Here is a 19493-nt window from a genome sequence, read left to right on the forward strand (position 1 = left end):
GCCTCACTTCCGCTGCTCGTACACCAGCCACACCTGCCCGCGCGCGAACGGCATGCGGCTGCCGTCGGGCCGGGTGTACGTGGTGACCTCCTCCGCGCCCTTGCGCTGCCACTTCACGCGGAACGCCTCGCCGTCGCGCAGCACGGTCGCCGTTCCGCTGCCGACGGTCTTGATGTACGGGGTCTCGCCGCTGGAGTCCGGCGGCATGTCCGTCTCCTGGATGATCACCGTCGCGCCGCCGAGGCGCTTGCCGGCGATGGACTCGGCCGGCTTCCCGTCGAAAGAGACGAGCCACCGCTTCTCCTCGGCGGACCAGGTGAAGCCCGTACGCGCCGAGCCGTAGTCCACCGTGCGCTCCTTCGTGGCCCTGCCGCCCCCGGGCTTCGGGCCGAAGCGGAAGCCGATGTCCCGCGCATGGGTGGCCTTCGGTGCCTTGGCCAGCACCTCCTCGGGCTTGGCGTACAGGTTGTGCGGCGGCTCGTTGGAGCCGCCGCGCTCGTACACGCCGGGGTGGTCGTCGTGCGAAACCCCGTACAGCGGCGACTTCTTGATGAGCTTCACGACGCCCTCGCGCGCTCCTGAGTACGCCAGGGCCGGGCGGTGGAACATGCGCATCTGCTCCACGTTGTACTCGCGGGCGCTGCGCACCGGTCCCAGCGTGCGCGGCAAGTGGCTGGAGTAGACGGCGAAGAGCCTGCTCAGGCCGCCCTCGACCTTCTCGACGCCGACGATGTCGGCGGCTTCGAGCGCGGTGTGCGGCCGCGCGTCCTCGTGGTTGTCGATCTTCACGGCCAGTACGGGCCCCGGATCGGCCGGCAGCCCGGTGAGGGGCGAGGTCCACGCGCGGGTCCCCTCCTCGGCGCCCCGCTCCTCCGCGCCCTGCGCGGGAGTGAGGGAGGCGAGGCCCGTGGCCCCGGCACCGGCGAGTACGGCGAGGAGCCGGGCCGCGGTTCTGCGCGGGATGGGGCGGCCCGAGGCGTGAGGTTCCGTGGTTCCGGCCTCGGCACCGGCCCCGGATATGTGGGGGTCCGAATCTCCGTTGCCGGTGGGCCCGTTGGAGTGTGCTCGCATGAAAGGCGCCTTCCGTGGGGGGAGTTGGGGGTGGACAGCTACCTCATCCCCACGAGGCGGGCCCCTCCACACACGCCGCGGCCGCACGGCGCGGGCGCCCCGGGTCGCGGGGCCCCCGACCTTTGGCGACCATGATCCGTAGAACCCGGATGGCGGCCGGACGAAGGAGCGCGGGGTGACGGAGCGTGGCACGGCGGGGAAGCCGGACGACGGGCACCGGCACGATGTGTGCGACCTCCCCGGAGCGCTTCCCCAGGCCCATGCGGAGGGCGACCCCGGCTCGCCCTCGGCCCTCCGCGCCGTCGGCGAGCTGCTGGCCGCGCAGTGCCGCCGGGTGCGGGCCTTCACCGAGCGACAGGAGGAGAGCGCCGCGGCCCTGGGCGAGGCCGCGTACCCGCACAGCGAGCCGGAAACGGCCCGCGCGCCCCCGCTGCCCGGCCGCCGCGCGTTGCTGGAGGCGGTGCCCGCCGCCGCGATCCTGGTCAGGCCCCTGTTCGGGGAGCGCGGGCAGATCCTGGACTACCGGCTCGCCGAGTACAACGCGGCGGCCCACGCGTATGTGACCGAGAGCCTGCCGCCCGGCGCGCCCCTGCCCGGGCTGCCGCTCCACCTGCTGCGGGACTTCCCGAACCTCGCCGAGACGCCCGTCCCCGGCATGCTGGCCGCGACCCTGCGCACCGGCAGGGAGCAGGGGCCCGAGGCCATCGAGTGGTACCTGAGCGCGCCGGGAGGGCCCGTACGGCTCAGCCACGAGGTGCGCACCAGCGCCTGCGCCGGGCACGCGCTGGTCACCTGGGACCGCGGCCACCGCAGGCGCATGGCGCGGCAGGCCCAGCGGCTGGCCCGCACCGCATGGGCCGAGTGGGGTCTGGCCGACGAGACGGTCGAGGCGTCCCGCGGCCTGGCGCGGGTGCTGGGGCGCCCGGCCGAGGAGCCGCCGCCCACGCTGTTCGGGCTGGCCCGCATGGCCGACCCGGAGACGCTGAGCGGCCTGTACGACGTACTGCGCGCGGTCCTGCTGCACGGCGAGACCGCGGACTGCGTGCTCTCGCTGAGCGCGCCGGAGCCGCGGGTGATCCGGCTGGTCGCCGAGCCGGTGCGGCTGCCGCGCGGGCCCGTGTGGACGGTGCGCGCGGTGCTGCGGGACGTCACCGAGATGGACCGCAGCCGGCAGCTGGCCGCGCACGCCGAGCAGGAGGCGCGCCGCGAGCACGAGCGGTACGAGGCGGTGGCGGAGGTCGCCGAGCGGCTGCGCGAGGCGGTGCTGCCCCGCTTCCCCGCCGAACCGGAGCGCTACGGGCTGGACTCCGCCGCCGTCTACCGGCCCGACGGCGGCGTGGCCGGGGTGGGCGGCGACTGGTACAAGATGCGGATGCTGCCCGACGCGCGGGTGCTCATCGCGCTGGGCGACGCGCGCGGACACGGGCTCGACGCGGTCGCCCTGATGGCCAAGCTGCGCTACGCGCTGGCCGGACTCGCCTACACCGGCGCCGGCGTCGAGCGCCTCGCGCAGTGGCTCAACGACCTGGCCTGCCACGACGGCAGCGAGTCGACCACCACCGCGATCATCGGCCACTACAGCCCGCGGGACAGCACCCTCCGGTGGACCTGCGCGGGACACCCGCGCCCCGTCCTCGTGCGCGAGGGCGCGGCCCGGCTGCTGGAGGGCGCGCCGGACGGGCCAGGGCTTCCGCTGGGGGTGCTGGCGGGGGCCGCGTACGACTGCGTGAAGACCCAACTGCGCCACGGCGACCTGTTGTTGCTCTACTCCGACGGGCTCATCGAGCGGCGCGGCCGCGACATCGAGGAGGGCATCGGGGCGCTGCTCGACTCCGCGGCGCGCGCCGCCCGCGAGGTGCCGGTCGCGGACGGCGCGGGCCTGCAGCGGTACGCCGACGCCGTGGTGCAGAGCCTCACGGGCCCCGGCCAGTGGGACGACGCGACGCTGCTGGCCTTCCGCGTGATGGGGCGCGAACCGGGCTGAGCCGGTGGCACCCGGCTGAGCGGGCGGAACCCGGCCGAGCGCGGGATGTGCCAGGGCCGCGCCCCGTGCGCTCACACCTCCTTGAGCTGGCCCGAGTCGATGACGAGCTCGGCGCCCGTGGTGCTGCCCGAGCGCGGGGAGACCAGCAGGGCCACCGCGTCGGCGATCTCCTGCGGCTCGGCGAGGCGGCCCGTGGTCAGGTCCATCATCTCCGGCACCACCCGCTCCATGACCGCCGTGCGGTCGGTGCCCGCCTGCGCAGCGATGCGGTCGGCGACGCCGCCCTCGTCCGTCCACCACTCGGTGCGGGTCGCGCCCGGCGCGACGGAGTTGACGCGGATGCCCTGCGGGCCGAACTCGCCGGAGAGCTGCTTGGTGAGGTTCGCCAGCGCCGCCTTCGCCGCGCCGTAGTCCACGTTGATCGGCGAGGGCCGGCGCGCGTTGGACGAGGTGATGTTCACGATCGCCGCCGCGTCGCTCTCCAGCAGGTGCGGGATCGCGGCGCGCACCGCGCGCACGACCGCGAACAGGTTGAACTCGAACATCGCGTGCCAGTCGCCGTCCGACGCGTCCAGGAACGAGCCGCGCGGGAGCAGGACGCCAGGCGGCTGCCCGCCCGCGTTGTTGACCAGGATGTCCAGCCGCCCGAACTCGGCCACGGCGCGCGAGATCACCACGCCCGGCGCGTCCTCCTCCATGAGGTCCACGGGGACGTGGACGAGCCCGGGCCCGGCCAGCTCCTCAAGCCCCGGACTGGATTTGCGCGATGCGGCCACCACCCGGGCGCCCTCCGCGAGCAGCGTGCGCGTGATGGCCAGGCCCATGCCCTTCGAGGCGCCGGTGACGACCGCGACGCGGCCCGACAGTTGAAGATCCATAGCAGTGCTCCTCCCGTTGCGGGCCCCGCCGTGTCACCGGCGGGGCGCCCTTGGAGCAGCAATCCTGCTGAGCGGGCGGCCGCGCGGCTGGCGGCAATCGGACACGGCACTCGCCACGGAGCCCACGGAGCGCAGGCCGGTGGGTGATCTTCGGCGCGCCTCGCCAACCCCGGTCACGGCGTACGGAGTTGAGCGGCCGTGATCTTTGCGCGCGGTTGCAAATGCACCGTGCTGAGGTAAGCCTCAACTGCCTTCGCGTCCAGCCCTGTTACCTGCGGCTACACGAGTGAGTCTGTGTCGCGCAAGGTTTTCCCCGCGCACTTCGCCCTGGTGGAGTCGGCCGGTACGACTGCACGGGTGAAAAGACCGGCTCCCGGCGGCAAATGGTCACCGCGCGGCGCCTTGTGCGGAGTTTGCTACCGCACTGACGGGCTTCCCTCTGACCCCAACAGAGAGTCTCCGGACTCGACGGTAAGGAGTGTTCAGATGCGCAAGACCACCGGTGCCGCCTTCGGCATCGTCACCGCGGCGCTGATCGCGGTGCCTGCAGGGCCGGCCTTCGGCTACGACGTGCAGTCCGGCGACACCCTGTCCGGCATCGCACAGCGGCACGGCACGACCTGGCAGGACCTCGCCGCGCGGAACCGTCTCCCCGACCCCGACCTGATCCTCCCCGGCCAGCACCTCGCGCTCGAACCCGGGGACGCGAGACCCGCGCCCGCCGGGCCGCAGAGCGCGGGGCCCGCCGCGGCGCCGCCCGGCCCGGCGGGCGCACAGACCCCCGCCGACCAGCAGAATCCCGCAGGACCGCAGTCCGGCGCCGACGAGCAGAGCCCCGCGGGTCAGCAGAGCCCCGCAGGGCAGCAGGCCGGGACGGCGCAGCACGCCGCGCTGCCCGGTGGCCCCGAGGCGGCGCCGGCCTCGGAGGGCGCGGCCAAGCGGGAGATCATCCACCGCGAGTCCAGCGGCAACCCGCAGGCGCGCAACGGCCGTTACCGCGGGCTGTTCCAGACCGACCAGCCCTGGGGCCGCGGTTCGGTCGCCGAACAGCACGCGGGCGCCGAGCGGTACGTGCGCGAGCGGTACGGCTCCTGGCAGGAGGCCCTGCGCTTCCACGACCGCAACGGCTGGTACTGAGCCGGGGCCGCGTACGGTCACGGCGCCGCGTACGAGTACGGAGCCGCGTACGGACAGGCCCTGAACAGGTGACGACCGGCCGTCGGGCGGCCCGCTCGCGAGGAGAGTGCGGTGCGGGCCGCCCGGTCACGGCGACGCGTGCGGCGCGGTCAGCCGCAGCGGTCGCTCAGCCGCAGTGGTCGCTCTTCTCCTGGTCGGTCATGGGCCGGGTGTGCTGGGTCTTGGTGCTCGGCGCGTCCGGCATGGGACCGGTGGCCTCGAACGGCACGTACCAGATGTAGTGCCCCTTGTAGGGGTCGGGGAAGTGCAGCTCGTACGTGCCCTTCACGCGCTGCATCTTCGCCTCGCGGGTGACCGTGCCCACCTCGCCGGGCCGCACGTCCACGTTGGTCTGCTCGCTCTCGGTGTGCGAACTCTCCCAGGTGTGCTGGTAGTTGGTCTCGATGCTGACCTTGAAGACCTCGGCGAAGCCGTACTCCGCGCTGAGCGAGACGCCCACGCTGTTGGTCTCGCCGGTCGTGTCGGACCAGCCGACCGTCGAACGCTGCGGGTCGGGCGTGCAGTTGAAGGCCTCGGGGCCGACCTGGTGCGCGTCGCCCGCGAACTCCTCGGGCGCACCGTCGGGGTGGAACTCGCAGGAGTCGGTGCCGTTGTCGCACTTCTCCAGCAGCTCGCGGTTGGTGGGCGGCTCGTCGTCGGCCTGCGCCGCGGTCGGCGCGAAGGCCGTGCTGCCCGCGGTGGCCAGCGCCGTGAGCAGCAGCGCGAACCGTATGCGGGGGCGGTTGCGGGTACTCGTGTTCATGCTCTCTCCCAGAACGGTGGGGGGATGGATCAGTCGGGGAGCGGTGGTCAGCTGAAGCCGATGGACTGGGTGCGGTCGTTCATGGCGGTGCCGATGTCGGCGGTGTTCTCCTTGAAGGGGCCGTCACGGTCGCCGCCCAGATCGGGCTCGGGGTAGAGCCAGACCCAGCAGTCGCCCCAGGGCTGGACGGAGGAGATCCGGTTCTTCCAGCCCTCCTCGACGTTGTGCTGGAACTCGACCTTGTCGTCGCCCTTGCACAGCGATTCGCCGTAGACCGTCAGCGAGTCCCCGCCGAACTGCGGGTCGTCGAAGAACGTGCCCTGGATGATCTTCCCGTCGGCTTGCTGCCGGGCCTCTGGTCCGGCTGCCTCGCCGCTGGCCGAAGTGGCCTGCTCCGCGGCCAGTTGGCGCGTTTCCGCGCGCAGCCCGGAGTCCCGTACGGCGGTACGCGCCGAGGCGGGGGCGTCCTTGATGCGGCCCCCGCTGGCCGCCGACACGGCCTCGGTGAACGTGCCGAAGCACTGCTGTCGCCCGGTCGAGGCGTCCAGCGCGCAGTGGCGGGCGCCTGCCCCGCCGTCCTGCTCCGTGCCGCCGCCCGCGCCGGGTGCGGCCTGCGCCGAGGGCACGGCCAGTGCGCCGGAGAGCAGCGCGAGGGCTGCCACCGCGGTGAGCGGGCCCCGCCTGGTGCCCCTCGGGTTCCCGGGGCTGCGGGGGTCGTGGGGTCCTGCCTGTTTTCTGGGGTTCTCGTGCATGTGCGGCAACTCCCGTGCAGTGGGGGGTAGTTGACGCGAACACGCTAAAGGTGACGGCGGGCCGTTCGCGGGACTTGCCCGCCATTGACCGCAATCTCGTCCGGCGTCACTGGTCGCGGCGCGCCGGTGCCCGCAAATGTGGGCCCGGCGGGGCCGTGCGGCCCCGCCCCGTGGGAGTGGTCAGGCCGCCATGCGGGAGAGCGGCGCCGAGGGCAGTGCCGGGCGGAGCGGCTGCTGTACGGGTGCGGGCGCGGGTGCCGGGGCCGGCGCCGGGGTGTTCCTGCCGCGCCGCGAGCGGCCCTTGGTGCGGTACATCGCCGCGTCGGCGGCGGCCAGCGCGGCCGACAGGTCGGGCCCCGGCAGCTCGTCGCGCCGCACCGAACCGATCGAGGCGCCCACCGTCAGGACGTGGCCCTCGTGCTCCACCGGCTCCCGCAGCCGCCCCGCCAGATCGGCGAACCGCTCCTCCAGGTCCTCGTCGTCCGCCAGCACGGCGACGAACTCGTCGCCCCCGAGCCGCCCCGCCACGCCGCGCTGCCCGCACCAGTCGGACAGCCTGCGCCCGGCGGCGGCCAGCACCGCGTCCCCCGCCGCGTGCCCGTAGCAGTCGTTGACCGGCTTGAACGCGTCGAGGTCGGCGAGCAGGACGACGGGCCGTGCGTTGCGCTCCAGCACCCGCCTGGCCTCCCTGGACCAGCCGTCGCGGGTCAGCAGCCCGGTCACCGGGTCGCGGCGCACCTGGTGCAGGCGCCGGTAGAGGCGGTGGGCGTGCAGGGCCCAGGCGGCCGCGAGCAGGGCGGGGAGGAGGAGCTGTAAGGCCGGTTCGGGGAGGGACTGCATGGGCTACTCCGTCTCGTGTGAGCGGCGCCCGGGGCCGGCCCGTGCAGCGGCCACCACAAGGCCGTCCCGGGTCTGCGCGTACGGTCAGCGGGCGAGGTCACGGCGGCGCGGGGCGATGCGGCCCCGACCGCCGCTGGAGGCGGCCGGTCGAACCGCCGCGAGGCTTTCATGCATCGACCTGACCGGGTAGACGGCGCCACGCGGTGACATGCCGTATACGTGCGAATCCGGTCATCCCTGTCACCGTGTCTGCCCTCGTGCACGACTGTTGACTCTGTTTCTAACGTCCCAGTAACTTCACTGTGGCCTCGGCGAAACCCCCGCCACAGCAGGTGAGTTGAGGCCGTACGGCGAGCTGCTCACGCACGACGACGACGTACCGGGCCGCCCTCTCCCATCCCTCCGTCTGCATGCCGCGCGGCTGCGGGCCGCGTGTGCTCCCCCAGCGTCCAAGGAGTCGCCGGATGTCCCTCCGTACCCGAGCGGGCGGCCTGGTCGCCGCCGTCACCGCGAGCACCCTCGCCGCCCTCGGCCTCGCCGCACCGGCCCAGGCCCAGGCGTACGAGGGGGCGTCCGGCACGCCGCTGCGCTACGCGGCCCTGGGCGACAGCTACAGCGCTGCCTCCGGTAACTTCCCGCTGGCGCGCGGCGCTTCGCCGCTGTGCGCGCAGTCCGTCAAGAACTACCCGCACCTTCTGGCGCAGCGCACCGGCGCCCGGCTCACCGACGTCACCTGCGGGGCCGCACAGACCAAGGACTTCACCAGACCCCAGTACCCCGGTGTACCCGCGCAACTCGACGCGGTGGGGGAGCGGACCCGGCTGGTCACGATGACCATCGGCGGCAACGACAACAACACCTTCATCGGCGCGATCCTCTCCTGCACCGCCGCCGGGATCGCCTCGCACGGACGCGGGAGCCCCTGCAAGGACAAGTACGGCGACTCCTTCGAGGAGCGCATCGACGAGAGCACCCTCCCCGCGCTGGTGAAGGCTCTCGCCGCGACCCACGAGAAGGCCCCGAACGCGCGCGTCGCGATCCTCGGCTACCCCTGGATCCTCCCGCCGAAGGCCGACCCCTCCTGCGGTCCGAAGATGCCGGTGGCCGAGGGCGACGTCCCCTATCTCCGCTCGCTCCAGACGCACTTGAACGCCGCGGTCGAGAAGGCCGCCGCCAGGACCGGCACCACGTACGTCGACATGGCGGGCGTCTCCGAGGGCCACGACGCCTGCAAGCCGGCCGGCACGCGCTGGATCGAGCCCGCCTTCTTCAGCACCAGCCTCGCCCTCGTACACCCCAATCCGCGCGGCGAGCGGGGCATGGCCGACCAGACGGCGCGGACGCTGGGCCTGGGCTGAGGGCCTGCGTCATGTCGCCGGGGCCGGGCGCCGCACGCTGATCCGACCAGGGGCATGACGCAGGCTCTGGGCGGCCGCGCGTGCGGCGCTGGTCAGCCGGCCAGCGCCGCGGTGATCTGGCGGGTCGTCTGCGCGGCGACCCGCGGGTTGTGGGCGGCGTAGGAGGTGTACGCGTTGAGGCCGGTGGCGAGGGCCCAGCCGCGGCCCCTGAGCCAGGTGGCGTCGTCGGCGCCGAGCGCGGAGCGGAACGCGGCGCGGCTGCCGGCGGACATCAGGGTGAAGGCGACGGTCAGATCGCGGGCCGGGTCGCCGACGCCGAGTTCGCCGAAGTCGATGACAGCGCTGAGGCGGCCGCCCCTGGTCAGCAGATTCCCGGTGTGGAAGTCGCCGTGGAACCACACCGGAGGGCGGTCCCAGCCGGGGGCGTCCAGCGCCGCGTCCCACACGGATAGCCGAAGTCCGGCTCGCCCACGCCCATCGGTACGGGGACGGCCAACGGCAGGTGCGGGGCGAGGCGGGGAAGCCATTCGGCCTCCTTCGCGGCCTGGCCCGCGGCGCCTTCGTGGCGGGGGAGGCGGACGGACAGTTCTTCGCCCAGGCGGTAGATCACGTGGTCGCAGCCGGCGGGTTCGAGCAGCGTGAGCGGTAGTCCGGCCCACTGCGGGAACTGCGTGTCGACCAGGCGTCTGGCCAGCGCGGCGTCGATCGCGGGGCGCGGCTCCATCGCGGTGTCCGCGGTCACTGGAGCGGTGTGCCGTTCGGGACCGGGTGGTCGAAGCCGGCGAGGGTGACCCGGTTCGCGGCGTCGTACGCGCCGAGCACCAGCACCTCGGACTTCACCCCGGCGACCCGCTTCGGCGCGAAGTTGCAGGCGCACAGGACCTGTCGGCCCGGCAGGTCCTCGGCCGCGTACAGGTCGGTGATCTGCGCGCTGGAGGTCCTGACGCCGAGTTCGCCGAGGTCGATCTCCAGCACGTAGGCGGGCGTGCGCGCCTTCGCGTTGGGCGCGGCGGACACCACGGTGCCCACGCGCAGGTCCACCGAGCGGAACGCCTCGAAGTCCGCGTAACCGGACGTCATCTCCCACCTCACCAGCGCCGTCTGCCGTTCTTCGCGCCTCGGGGGAGGCGGCGGGCCCGCACGCTACCGGCGCCGCACCGTGTGCGCATGCGTATTTCTCCGGGCGGCGCGTGTCTCCGTCGGCCCGCCGGCGAAGCTCCTCGGGATGAGCGTGGATTGCCCCCGGCGCTTTCCGGAGCCCCAGGGGTAACCTCGCCTCGAACTCCCTTTCCCGTCGAGTACCCGCCCCGAGGCGGCCGTGGGCGCGAGAGGAGCGGCATGCCCGGGACCGGCGCACCCACCGACGCACCCATCGGCGCGCGCACCGAGGCGCCCGCCGGATCACGTACCGAAGCGGCCTCAGGGCCCCGTACCGACGCGGACGAAGCGCGGGTCGAACTCGCCCACGACCCCGTGCCGCTGCACCGGCTCGACGTCCCCGCGCCGCACGTCCTGCCGTTCGCGATGGGCGGCTTCGACGCCATCGGGCGGCTCTCGCGCGCGGCCTTCCCGCACCGGCACACCTTCTACGAGATCGTCTACCTCACCGGCGGCACCGGCACCCACGTCATCGACGCGCGCGGCTGGCCGCTGGGCCCGCCGCACCTGTGCGTGCTGTATCCGGGGCAGGTGCACTTCTGGCACCGGGCCGCCGGGCTGAGCGGGTGGGTGGTGCTCTTCGAGGAGGCGTTCCTGCTCGCGCACCCCGAAGACCGCGAGCTGTTACGGGAGTTGAGCGCGCGCCCCTGGCTCGCCCCGCGGGGCGCGGCGGCCGAGGAGATCGCCGCGGTGCTGGACGCGATGGCGGCCGAATACCGCGCGGGCCGCCCCGGGATGCTCTCCGTGCTCCAGGCGTACCTGCACATCCTCCTCGTACGAGGGGCCCGGCTGACCCCGCGTACGCCGTCCGGGCCGGCGGAATCGGAGGTGCGGCGCGCGGCCGCCGGGGAGCCGGCGGGCGGCGGGGGAGCGGGGCGTACGGGGGCGCTGGCCGAGGAGTTCGCGCGGCTGGTCGCGGCGGCGCGGCCAGCCGAGGGCGCGCCGGTCACGGTGGCGGAGTGGGCGGCGCGGCTCGGTGTCTCGGCCGGTCATCTGCACCAGGCGGTCAAGCGGGGCACGGGCCGCACGCCCGGCGAGCTGATCCGGCAGGCCCAACTGCTTGAGGCCAAGCGGCTGTTGGCGGGCACGGAGCTGACCGTGCGCCGCATCGCGCGCGAGACGGGGTTCGCCGACCCCGCGTACTTCTGCCGCTTCTTCCGGCGGGAGGCCGGGATGACGCCGGGGGAGTTCCGGAGGGCGGCGGCGGGCGGTGTACGGGACACCGCCGGACTCCGCATTGGTATGCACCACACTCCCCGAGATCTGTCCATCGAAGCGCCGGGGCCCTCCGCCTAATCTCGCTCCCGCACCTGGTGGCGGCGGGCTCACCGGCCGCCGCCCGCGTCCGGCCGGTCGCACCCGTGTCACTTCACCGAAGTACCCCCGTGAAGTACCCCGTGAAGTCCGCTGCCCCCAGCGGGACTTCGACGCTTCGTCACATGAAGGAGACCACCGTGGACGGCGGGACCCCCACCGGAGCCTCACCCGAAGGCACCGAGCACAGCGGAAACACGGAACACCCCGGCGACTCCGAGGGTACGGCGCGCGCGGAGGAGAGCGGCACCCGCACCGGCATCAGCCGCAAGAACGTGCTCAGGGCGGCGCTGGTCGCGGCCCCGGCGGCCGTGCTCGCCGGCGGCGTGCCCGCGCTAGCCCGCGACCGGGCCGAGCAGGGCGAACGGCGGCTGAGCCCGACCCCGTACTGCGACGACGGCGACGACCCGACGCCGCCGCAGATGGAGGGGCCCTACTTCAAGCCCAACTCCCCGCGCAGGACCTCGCTGCTGGAGCCCGGCGCCCCCGGCACGCGGCTCACCGTGAGCGGCTACGTCTTCGGCCTGCACTGCCGGCCGCTGGCGAGCGTGCTGCTCGACTTCTGGCAGGCCGACTACCGCGGCGCCTACGACAATGTCGGATACCGGTACCGGGGGCACCAGTTCACGGACGCCACCGGCGCGTTCAAGCTCACCACCATCGTGCCGGGGCTCTACCCGGGCCGCACCCGCCACCTGCACGTCAAGGTCCAGGCGCCCGGTCGCCGCATCCTCACCACGCAGCTCTACTTCCCGGGCGAGCCGCGCAACAACACCGACTCGCTCTTCGACCCCGAGCTGCTGATGAACGTCCGCAGCGCAGGAAACGCCAAGGAGGCCACGTTCGACTTCGTCCTCAACGTGACCTGACCGCGGGGCGGTCGGCGGGGCGCCCCATGCCGGGCCCGGACCACGTGCCGGGCCCGGCACGCGCGCGACCGTCGCCGCTCCGCGTGTTCCCGATGGCCGGGAATCCCCGCCGGAATGATCTCCGGGGTGATGGGATCACCTGTGCGGGCGGCCGCCCGCACGACGGCAGGGAGAGACGGGAGACGCAGTGGAACGCATCGGGATCATCGGCGTGGGCGAGATCGGCCGGGCCATCGTGGACGGCCTGTGCCTGGGCGGCCGGGAGTCGGCCAGCCAGGAGCCGGGCGGTGGCCCGCAGTTGCCGGAGATCTTCCTCTCGCCGCGCGGGGCCCGTACGGCGGCCGAACTGGCCGGCCGGCACCCCAACGTCCAGGTGTGCGGCGCCAATCAGGAGGTCGTGGACCGCTCCGACGTGGTGATCATCGCCGTCCGGCCGCAGGACCGCGCCGAGGCCCTCGCCGGGCTCAGGTTCGGCGACGACACGGTGGTGATCAGCGCCATGGCCGGGGTCGGCATCGGCGAGCTGCGCCGGACGCTGGACACCCGCGCCCCGCTGGTGCGCGCCATTCCGCTGCCCGCCGTGCGCGAGCGCCGTGCGGTCACCGTCACCTGCCCCGCGCACCCGGTGGCCGACGCCCTCTTCGACAGCCTGGGCGGAGCCCTCCCCGTCGCCGACGAGGAGGCCCTGAACGTCTTCTCCGCGCTGACCGCCACCCTGACCAGCCACTACTGGTATCTGGTCACGCTCGCCGAATGGGCCTCGCAGCAGGGCGTACCCGCCGAGGACGCGGACCGCTACCTGCGCGGCCTGTTCCAGGGCCTCGGGCGCGCGCTGGGCGACGAGTCGCGCTCCCTGCGGCAGCTCGCGGGTGATCACGAGACGCCGCAGGGGACCAACGAGCGCATCCGTACGGAGTGGTTCGACGCGGCCAACTCCGAGGCTCTGGCCAGGGCACTCGACGCGCTCCTCGCCGACCTGAAGTAGACCTCGAGCAGCCCTCGCCCGGCGCCGCGTCCCCGGCGGCTCAGCGCAGGCGCCGCAGGAAGACGTCCGAGGTGGCGTTCGTGTCGCCGGGGACCAGGTCGGGGGACGTCGAGGTGAAGACCGCGCGGCGGCCGGCGGCGTCCAGGGCGGCGCCCCACAGCGCCGCGCCCGAGCCCTGGATGCCGTCGGTGGAGACCGACGCGCGCGTGGTGGACCGGGTGCGCAGGTCGCGTACGAAGACGTCGCCCGTGCCGTTGGTGTCCCCGGGGACCAGATTGGCCGCATACGAACTGAACGCCACAGAGCGCCCGTCGCCGCTCAGCGCGGGATACGAGGAGCTCGCGTCGGCCGCCCCGCCGTCCGGCGCCACACTGGCCACCGTGTCCTCGCCGGTCACGCGGTCGCGTACCCGGATGCGGCTGTGCCACGGCGACTCCGTGTCGCTGACCTCGTAGGCGATCCGCCGCCCGTCGCCGCTGAGCGAGGGCCCGCCGCCCGCCGCCTCCCGCGTGGTGGTGCCCTTCCGCCGGTCCCGTACGTAGACGGCGGGGCCCGAATCGCCGTTGCCCGAGCCGAGGTTGGAGGACCAGGACGAGAAGCCCGCGTAGCGTCCGTCGGCGCTGAGGGCGGGCTCCGAGGAGTGGTCGTCCGCCTGCGTGCCGTCGGAGGCGACCGAAACGCGCTCGGTCGTCCGCGTGCGCAGATCGTGCACGAAGACGTCCACGCGGCCGTTGGTGTCGCCGGGGACGAGGTCGGTGGCCTGCGAGTAGAAGGCCACATGGCGCCCGTTCGCGCTGATCACCGGCTCGTACGAGAGGTCGTACGGCGGCCGCGTGGCGCGCTGCGCGGTGAGGCTGGCGCGCACCGTGGTCCCCTTCTTCCGGTCCCGTACGAAGATGTCGTAGGAGCGGTTGGCGTCCCCGGCGACCACGCCGTCGGCCCGCGAGGCCCAGGTCACGAACCGCCCGTCGGCGCTGATGCCCGGGTCGACGCCGCCCGCAGGGGCGCCTCGGTCGGTGACGCTCGCCGCGTCCAGGGCGCCGGTCTTGAGGTCGCGTACGTAGATGCGCTGCATCGGCTCGGTCTCGCCCAGCAGGCGGCCGCTCGAAGCGAAGGCCGCATACCGGCCGTCAGCGCTGATCGAGGGCTTGGCCGCGCCGCCCTCCGGCGCCTCGCGCCCGTCGGCGGTGACGCTGAGGCGTTCGGTGCGGGGCGCTTCGGGTCTCAGCCCGGCCGCCGGCGGGCTGGCCGCCGACGCGTCGGCCGCCGACGGGCCTGCCGGTACGAGTGCGAGGCCGGCGGTGCAGAGCGCGGCGAGCAGTCCTCCGGCCGCGGCGCGCGGTAATCCAGACATGTTCCCCTCCCCGGGAATTCGGCGCTGAACCCCGCCGGGAGGCAATCCCAGCCGCTTCCCCGAGGGCAAGGGAACGGCGCGTACTCACGGCCGCAATGCGTCCCGTAATGCGCTCGATGCAGCACCGCGGCGCGGACGTTCGCGCGCGGATCACATGACATGTGCGCCACGCACGGTGGCCGGATCGCCACGGTGCGGATTCGCGACCCCTGTACGGGCGGGAAAGCGGCCCGTAGGGTGATTCGCCATCACCCGGACCACTGGGAAAGAGAGGAGGACGGCCATGTGGATGTACGTGAACACCGCGCTCGCGGGATGCCGCGCACGGACGGGGATTTCCCGAGCCGACGGCGCGCGCCGGGCAGCGGAGGACAGGGCCGGAGCCTCCGCTTTCCCGCCGCGGCAGCCTTTCTGACGCTCCGATCAGCGACGTTCCGATCGGCGGCGTTGCGTCGAGTGACGTTATGTTGCGTTCCGCAGAGCGCGCCCGGCCCGCGCGACCGGGAGGCGATCGTCATGTTCCTCGAAACCCTTGAAGCTGTCGGAACCTTTCTGGGCGGAGTCGGCGCCCTGGCCGGAGGCGTGGCCCAGCTCCTCACGCATCTGAAGAAGGAGGAGGGCGACGGGGGCGAGGCAGCGGGGCCGATGTGTGACGGCCCGTACAGCGACAGGTGGCTTCTTCTTCCTGTCTGATTCTCCCCGCCTGAATTCCGCCGCCGCGCCCGCCCCGCGCCTCCTCAGGCGCGGGGCAGCCGCTCCCCGCAGCGCGCGCAATAACGGGCGTCGGATTCCTGCGCCATGCGCCCGCATTCGGGACAGACGGAATCCAGCAGGCAGGCGGGCTCGCCCCCTTCGCGTTCTCCCGACCCCGCGCCGAGGCCGGCCAGGACGCCCGCGAGCAGCGCCTCCTTCTCCGCGTAACGCTCCCGCACCGCGTCCTCGCCGACCCCGGCCCGCTCCGCGACCTCCCGCACCGAGGCCCCCGCGAACCCCCGCTCCCTGAACACCTCCACCGCGGCAGCGAGCACCCGCCCCTCCACGTTCCCGATGACCATCCCGGCCTCCTCGGCATCCCCTGCGCCCGACGCCTCGCCGGCCCGCGTGCGCGCCCTACGGCTCGTCATCGTACGGACACACAGGGCGCCAGGTGAGGCCCCGTACGGACGCCGTGCGGAGGCCGCGCGCGGGCGGTGGCGGCCGTCCGCAGCCCCGGGATTTTTGTTGATCGGCTGGGGTCGGTCACAATCATCCGGCGATCTCTCCTTTCACTTCTGCCACTCCGGTGGTCACGCCTGTGTGCGCGGCCGTACGGGGTGCGGGCACGGCCCGGACGGTGCAGGGGGTGAGGGGCGGTCGCTGTTCCATGTCCTGTCCAACACCCCAGCCGGCAACCCAGCCGGCAACCCGGCGGAAGTGGGCGCTCCCGAACGGAGGCACGTCATTGGAAGGAAGGCCGGTCATGTCGGAGGCAGCACGCGGTGAGGTCGAGGAGTTCCTCCTCGGGGACCGGTTCATCTGTCTTGCGGGTCGTTCTGCCTGGCGGCAGGGCGGCATCACGCACCGCCACTACGATCTCCTCGGCGGCGGGGACTCCGCCCGGCTGATGGCGGAGGATCTGGCGGAATTCGTCGCGCAGGCGGATTTCAACCCCCGCAAGTTCACCAGTTTCATCGCGACCTTCGAGCAGCCGCGCGGCGTGGACGAGCTGCGCTTCGAGGAGCTGCTGTGGCAGCAGCTCCAGTCGCTGCACGAACAGGACGCGGAGAAGTACCACTGGGCCGAGGGCTACGACTCCGATCCGCAGTCCGACGACTTCGGCTTCAGCGTGGCCGGGCACCCCTTCTTCGTGATCGGCCTGCACGAGACCCACCGGCGCTGGGGCCGGCGGCCTCCCTTCCCGATGCTGGCCTTCAACTCGCACCAGCAGTTCGACCGCATCAAGGGCGCGGGGATGTGGGACCGGCTCGCGGAGAAGATACGCAAGCAGGACATCAAGCTGCAGGGCGACATCAACCCGAACCTGCAGGAGTACGAGGAGCTGTCCGAGGCCCGCCGCTACTCGGGGCGCCCCAAGCCCCCGGAGTGGCAGTGCCCCTTCAGCCCGCGCGGCGCGGGGGAGGAGCGGGGCGACCGGGAGGACCGGGAGGACCGGGAGGACCGGGAGCCGGTCCCGGCCGCGGCCTCCGCGCCGGCAGCGGACAGCGAGCTGAGCGCGGTCTGAGCGGGGGCTGACCCGCCGTTCGTCCGGGGTGCCCCGCGGGGCGCGCACTGCCTTGAGCGGCACCCCGGACCCCACCCCCGGTGACCCCGCGCAGCGCCCCCGTACCCCGGAAAGACCACATCAGCGCGCCCTCCCCCGCGCAGCTTGATCATCCTGGGGCTCCGAGCTCCGAAGCGCCGGGAGGCAGTCATGGCAGCAGCGGGTCCGTACGGTGACGCGATGCCCGGAGGGCGGCGCGCCGAAGCCCTGCCCGAGCTGGACGTGCCGGAGCCCGGGCACCAGCACCGGCTCACCGTGCTGCTGCGGCTCCTGCTGCTGATCCCGCAGTTCATCGTGGTCTTCGTGCTCGCGGTGATCGCGTTCTTCGTGACGGTGGCCGGATGGTTCTCGGCGCTGGTGCTGGGGCGGCTGCCGGACCCGATCTGGGCCTATCTGCGCCAGTACCTGGGCTACGAGACCCGCGTGAACGCCTCGGCTGTGCTGCTGACCGACCGCTACCCGCCGTTCCGGCTGGGTCCGCCGGTGGAGTACCCGGTGCAGGTGGAGGTGGAGCGGACCGACCTGAACCGGCTGGCCGTGCTGTTCCGGATCATCCTGATGATCCCCGCGGCCATCGTGAGCTATGTGGTGTGGGCCGGCTGGTGGTCGGTGGCGTTCCTGTGCTGGCTCGTCGTGCTGATCATGGGCCGCTGCCCGCGGCCGCTGTTCGAGGCGACGTCCGCCGTGCTGCGCTACCGGATGCGGATGGGCGCGTACACGATGATGCTCACCTCCGCCTACCCCAAGCGGCTCTTCGGCGACGAGGGCGCGCCGCTGGCCGGGACGCTGGAGGGCACGGGCGGGCCCGGCGCGCGCTCGGCCACCCGCCCGCTGGTGCTGAACACCGGCGGCAAGGCGCTGCTGGTCATCTTCATCGTGCTCGGCGCGCTGACCGCGATCGGCAACGGCGTGGGCAGCGGCACCGAGGGCGGCACGGGAGACGGCACGGGCACGTACAGCACGGCCCCGGCCATCCCCTAGGGCCGATCCGCAGGACACGCCCCGGCCGGAGGGGCCGGGGAAGACCACCCGGGGGAACGGGGTGGCGAATCCTCACCGCCGCAGCGGGTGGCGGCTCGCGTGGGAGGCGTGCGCCGGGAGAGGATGCGCCCCGTACTTCCGGCAGGCACAGAGGGCTGGCGCGTATGGAGGAGACGGACGGCGAGGCCCTGGGGCATGCCGTGGAGCTGATGCGCGCACGCGGCGGCGCCGCGCAACTGTGCGTCGTACGGGACGGCCGGGTGCTGGTCGACGAGGCGGTGGGCTGCGCGCCCGACGCGCTGTTCTGGACCTACTCCGCCAGCAAGCCGTACGTGGCGCTGCTGATCCACCACCTCGCCGAGCAGGGCGAGTTGGGGCTGGACGATCCCGTGGCGCGCCACTGGCCCGGCTTCGCCGCCCGCGGCAAACACGCAGTGACGATCCGCCACGTGCTCCAGCACAGGTCGGGGCTGCCGCACGCCCGCGGCCTGACCCGCGACGTGCTGGCCATGAACGACTGGGAACGGTCCGTACGCGCCATCGAGCGCGCCGGGCTGCGGCACAGACCCGGCGAGGTTCCCGCGTACCAGCTCCTGGTCTTCGGCTTCGTGCTCGGCGAGGTGGTGCGCCGGATCACCGGGCGCCCCGTGGACGAGGTGCTGCGCGCCACCCTCCTGGACCCGCTGGGCCTGGCCGACACGCACCTGGGGCTGCCGCGCGACCTGTGGGACCGGCACGTCCCCGTACGCAGCAAGGGAGCGCTCGGACGGGCCTGCCAGGTGCTGAGCAACCGTCAGGCCGCCCGGCGCGCGGTGATCCCCTCGGCCGGAGTCTCGGTCACCGCGCGGGACATGGCGCGCTTCTACACGGCGCTGCTGCGCGGCGGCGAGCTGGACGGCGTACGGGTGCTGCCGGAGCGGGCCGTGCGCGAGGCGCGCAGACCGGCGGCACCGGCAGCCGAGCCGGACCGCTCGCTGCGCGTGCCGATGCGCTGGGGGCAGGGCTTCGAGCTGGGCGGCCCCGTGCCCGATGTGACCAAGAGCCAGCCGCTGGGGGAGCTGAGCACCGTGGACACCTTCGGGCACAACGGCGCCAACTGCTGCCTGGGCTGGGGCGATCCGGCACGGGGGCTCGCCGTCGCCTACGTCACCGACCTGCTGACGGACGAGGCCGGGGTGCGGCACCAGAGCGCGGTCAGCGACGCGCTGCTGAGCGCCTGCACCCCGCGGCTCACATCCGCTCGGCCCCCGACCTGACCGCCTCGCGGATGCGCGCGTACGTGCCGCAGCGGCAGATGTTGCGGATCTCGTCGAGCTCGTCGTCGCCGATCTCGCGGCCCGCCTCCGCCGCCTGGCGCACCTTGGCGACGGCGGCCATGATCTGGCCCGGCTGGCAGTAGCCGCACTGCGAGACGTCGCGCTCCAGCCACGCCTCCTGCATCGGGTGCAGCTCCTTGCCCACGGTGTCGGGCAGCCCCTCGATGGTGGTGATCTCGTCGTCCGGTTTGATCTTGGAGACCGGGACCGAACAGGGGTTGATCGCCTTGCCGTTGAGGTGCGAGGTGCACGCCTGGCACACCCCGATGCCGCAGCCGTACTTGGGCCCGGTCACCCCCAGCAGGTCGCGCAGCACCCACAGCAGCCGTACGTCGTCCTCGGCCTCGACCGTGGTCTTTCTGCCGTTGAGCGTGAAGGTGTGCGTGGACAAGGGGTCTCCTCACAAAGAATGGGGCGGTGATCAGCGGGGTCAG

The 19493-nt window shown here is 73.5% G+C and carries 19 protein-coding genes and 1 pseudogene; 10 read left to right on the forward strand and 10 right to left on the reverse strand.

Annotated features, from left to right (window positions below; genetic code table 11):
• Positions 1-3: 3 nt before the first annotated feature.
• On the reverse strand, positions 4-1071 hold the full coding sequence (locus ABEE00_RS20135; RefSeq protein ID WP_345746961.1) for a DUF3048 domain-containing protein: 1068 nt from the start codon (positions 1069-1071) through the stop codon (positions 4-6).
• A 175-nt stretch (positions 1072-1246) separates the two neighbouring features.
• Here ABEE00_RS20135 and ABEE00_RS20140 point away from each other — a divergent pair, with 175 nt between their 5' ends.
• Positions 1247-3055: a PP2C family protein-serine/threonine phosphatase gene (locus tag ABEE00_RS20140; protein ID WP_345746962.1), complete on the forward strand. Its 1809-nt coding sequence runs from the start codon at positions 1247-1249 to the stop codon at positions 3053-3055.
• Positions 3056-3126: 71 nt separating this feature from the next.
• On the opposite strand, the gene ABEE00_RS20145 is transcribed toward ABEE00_RS20140, so the two are convergent.
• Entirely contained in the window at positions 3127-3933 is an 807-nt protein-coding gene (locus ABEE00_RS20145) for an SDR family NAD(P)-dependent oxidoreductase (protein WP_345746963.1), read from the reverse strand.
• Between the two features lie 486 nt (positions 3934-4419).
• Here ABEE00_RS20145 and ABEE00_RS20150 point away from each other — a divergent pair, with 486 nt between their 5' ends.
• Positions 4420-5070, forward strand: a complete 651-nt coding sequence (locus tag ABEE00_RS20150) for a M23 family metallopeptidase (protein WP_345746964.1) — start codon at positions 4420-4422, stop codon at positions 5068-5070.
• Between the two features lie 166 nt (positions 5071-5236).
• On the opposite strand, the gene ABEE00_RS20155 is transcribed toward ABEE00_RS20150, so the two are convergent.
• The 3 genes from ABEE00_RS20155 to ABEE00_RS20165 all read right to left on the reverse strand — a co-directional run bounded on the left by ABEE00_RS20155 (position 5237) and on the right by ABEE00_RS20165 (position 7464).
• A complete protein-coding gene (locus ABEE00_RS20155) occupies positions 5237-5872 on the reverse strand; it encodes a hypothetical protein (protein ID WP_345746965.1) in 636 nt (211 codons plus the stop codon).
• 47 nt (positions 5873-5919) lie between these two features.
• The gene (locus ABEE00_RS20160) at positions 5920-6534 is read right to left on the reverse strand and encodes a hypothetical protein (protein ID WP_345746966.1); all 615 of its coding nucleotides are present in this window, start codon (positions 6532-6534) and stop codon (positions 5920-5922) included.
• Between the two features lie 270 nt (positions 6535-6804).
• On the reverse strand, positions 6805-7464 hold the full coding sequence (locus ABEE00_RS20165; protein ID WP_345746967.1) for a GGDEF domain-containing protein: 660 nt from the start codon (positions 7462-7464) through the stop codon (positions 6805-6807).
• Between the two features lie 464 nt (positions 7465-7928).
• Between ABEE00_RS20165 and ABEE00_RS20170 the strand changes: the two genes are divergently transcribed.
• A complete protein-coding gene (locus ABEE00_RS20170) occupies positions 7929-8822 on the forward strand; it encodes an SGNH/GDSL hydrolase family protein (protein WP_345746968.1) in 894 nt (297 codons plus the stop codon).
• A 92-nt stretch (positions 8823-8914) separates the two neighbouring features.
• On the opposite strand, the pseudogene ABEE00_RS20175 reads toward ABEE00_RS20170, so the two are convergent.
• Positions 8915-9546 (reverse strand): annotated as a pseudogene (locus ABEE00_RS20175) (phosphotransferase).
• Positions 9547-9560: 14 nt separating this feature from the next.
• Positions 9561-9902: a tRNA-binding protein gene (locus ABEE00_RS20180; RefSeq protein WP_345746969.1), complete on the reverse strand. Its 342-nt coding sequence runs from the start codon at positions 9900-9902 to the stop codon at positions 9561-9563.
• A 258-nt stretch (positions 9903-10160) separates the two neighbouring features.
• Between ABEE00_RS20180 and ABEE00_RS20185 the strand changes: the two genes are divergently transcribed.
• From ABEE00_RS20185 to ABEE00_RS20195, 3 genes are all read left to right on the forward strand, one after another.
• The gene (locus ABEE00_RS20185) at positions 10161-11276 is read left to right on the forward strand and encodes an AraC family transcriptional regulator (protein ID WP_345746970.1); all 1116 of its coding nucleotides are present in this window, start codon (positions 10161-10163) and stop codon (positions 11274-11276) included.
• A gap of 278 nt (positions 11277-11554) precedes the next feature.
• Entirely contained in the window at positions 11555-12163 is a 609-nt protein-coding gene (locus tag ABEE00_RS20190) for a dioxygenase family protein (RefSeq protein ID WP_451918629.1), read from the forward strand.
• Between the two features lie 187 nt (positions 12164-12350).
• Entirely contained in the window at positions 12351-13148 is a 798-nt protein-coding gene (locus tag ABEE00_RS20195; protein WP_345746971.1) for an NAD(P)-binding domain-containing protein, read from the forward strand.
• Between the two features lie 40 nt (positions 13149-13188).
• Here the strand turns inward: ABEE00_RS20195 and ABEE00_RS20200 are convergent, their stop codons facing one another.
• A complete protein-coding gene (locus ABEE00_RS20200; RefSeq protein ID WP_345746972.1) occupies positions 13189-14502 on the reverse strand; it encodes a TolB family protein in 1314 nt (437 codons plus the stop codon).
• 516 nt (positions 14503-15018) lie between these two features.
• Between ABEE00_RS20200 and ABEE00_RS20205 the strand changes: the two genes are divergently transcribed.
• Positions 15019-15195 (forward strand): hypothetical protein, encoded by a 177-nt coding sequence (locus ABEE00_RS20205; RefSeq protein WP_345746973.1) that lies wholly within the window; start codon positions 15019-15021, stop codon positions 15193-15195.
• Between the two features lie 44 nt (positions 15196-15239).
• On the opposite strand, the gene ABEE00_RS20210 is transcribed toward ABEE00_RS20205, so the two are convergent.
• Positions 15240-15557: a TetR/AcrR family transcriptional regulator gene (locus tag ABEE00_RS20210; protein WP_345746974.1), complete on the reverse strand. Its 318-nt coding sequence runs from the start codon at positions 15555-15557 to the stop codon at positions 15240-15242.
• 404 nt (positions 15558-15961) lie between these two features.
• On the opposite strand from ABEE00_RS20210, the gene gntA reads away from it, so the two are divergent.
• From gntA to ABEE00_RS20225, 3 genes are all read left to right on the forward strand, one after another.
• The gene (gene gntA, locus ABEE00_RS20215; protein ID WP_345746975.1) at positions 15962-16723 is read left to right on the forward strand and encodes a guanitoxin biosynthesis heme-dependent pre-guanitoxin N-hydroxylase GntA; all 762 of its coding nucleotides are present in this window, start codon (positions 15962-15964) and stop codon (positions 16721-16723) included.
• A gap of 189 nt (positions 16724-16912) precedes the next feature.
• On the forward strand, positions 16913-17743 hold the full coding sequence (locus ABEE00_RS20220) for a DUF4389 domain-containing protein (protein ID WP_345746976.1): 831 nt from the start codon (positions 16913-16915) through the stop codon (positions 17741-17743).
• A 164-nt stretch (positions 17744-17907) separates the two neighbouring features.
• A complete protein-coding gene (locus ABEE00_RS20225; protein ID WP_345746977.1) occupies positions 17908-18999 on the forward strand; it encodes a serine hydrolase domain-containing protein in 1092 nt (363 codons plus the stop codon).
• On the opposite strand, the gene ABEE00_RS20230 is transcribed toward ABEE00_RS20225, so the two are convergent.
• On the reverse strand, positions 18974-19450 hold the full coding sequence (locus tag ABEE00_RS20230) for a (2Fe-2S)-binding protein (RefSeq protein WP_345746978.1): 477 nt from the start codon (positions 19448-19450) through the stop codon (positions 18974-18976). The genes ABEE00_RS20225 and ABEE00_RS20230 overlap by 26 nt on opposite strands.
• Positions 19451-19493 lie beyond the last annotated feature (43 nt).

Origin of the sequence: Streptomyces odontomachicola, assembly GCF_039605595.1 — a bacterium.
Taxonomy (GTDB): Bacteria; Actinomycetota; Actinomycetes; order Streptomycetales; family Streptomycetaceae; genus Streptomyces.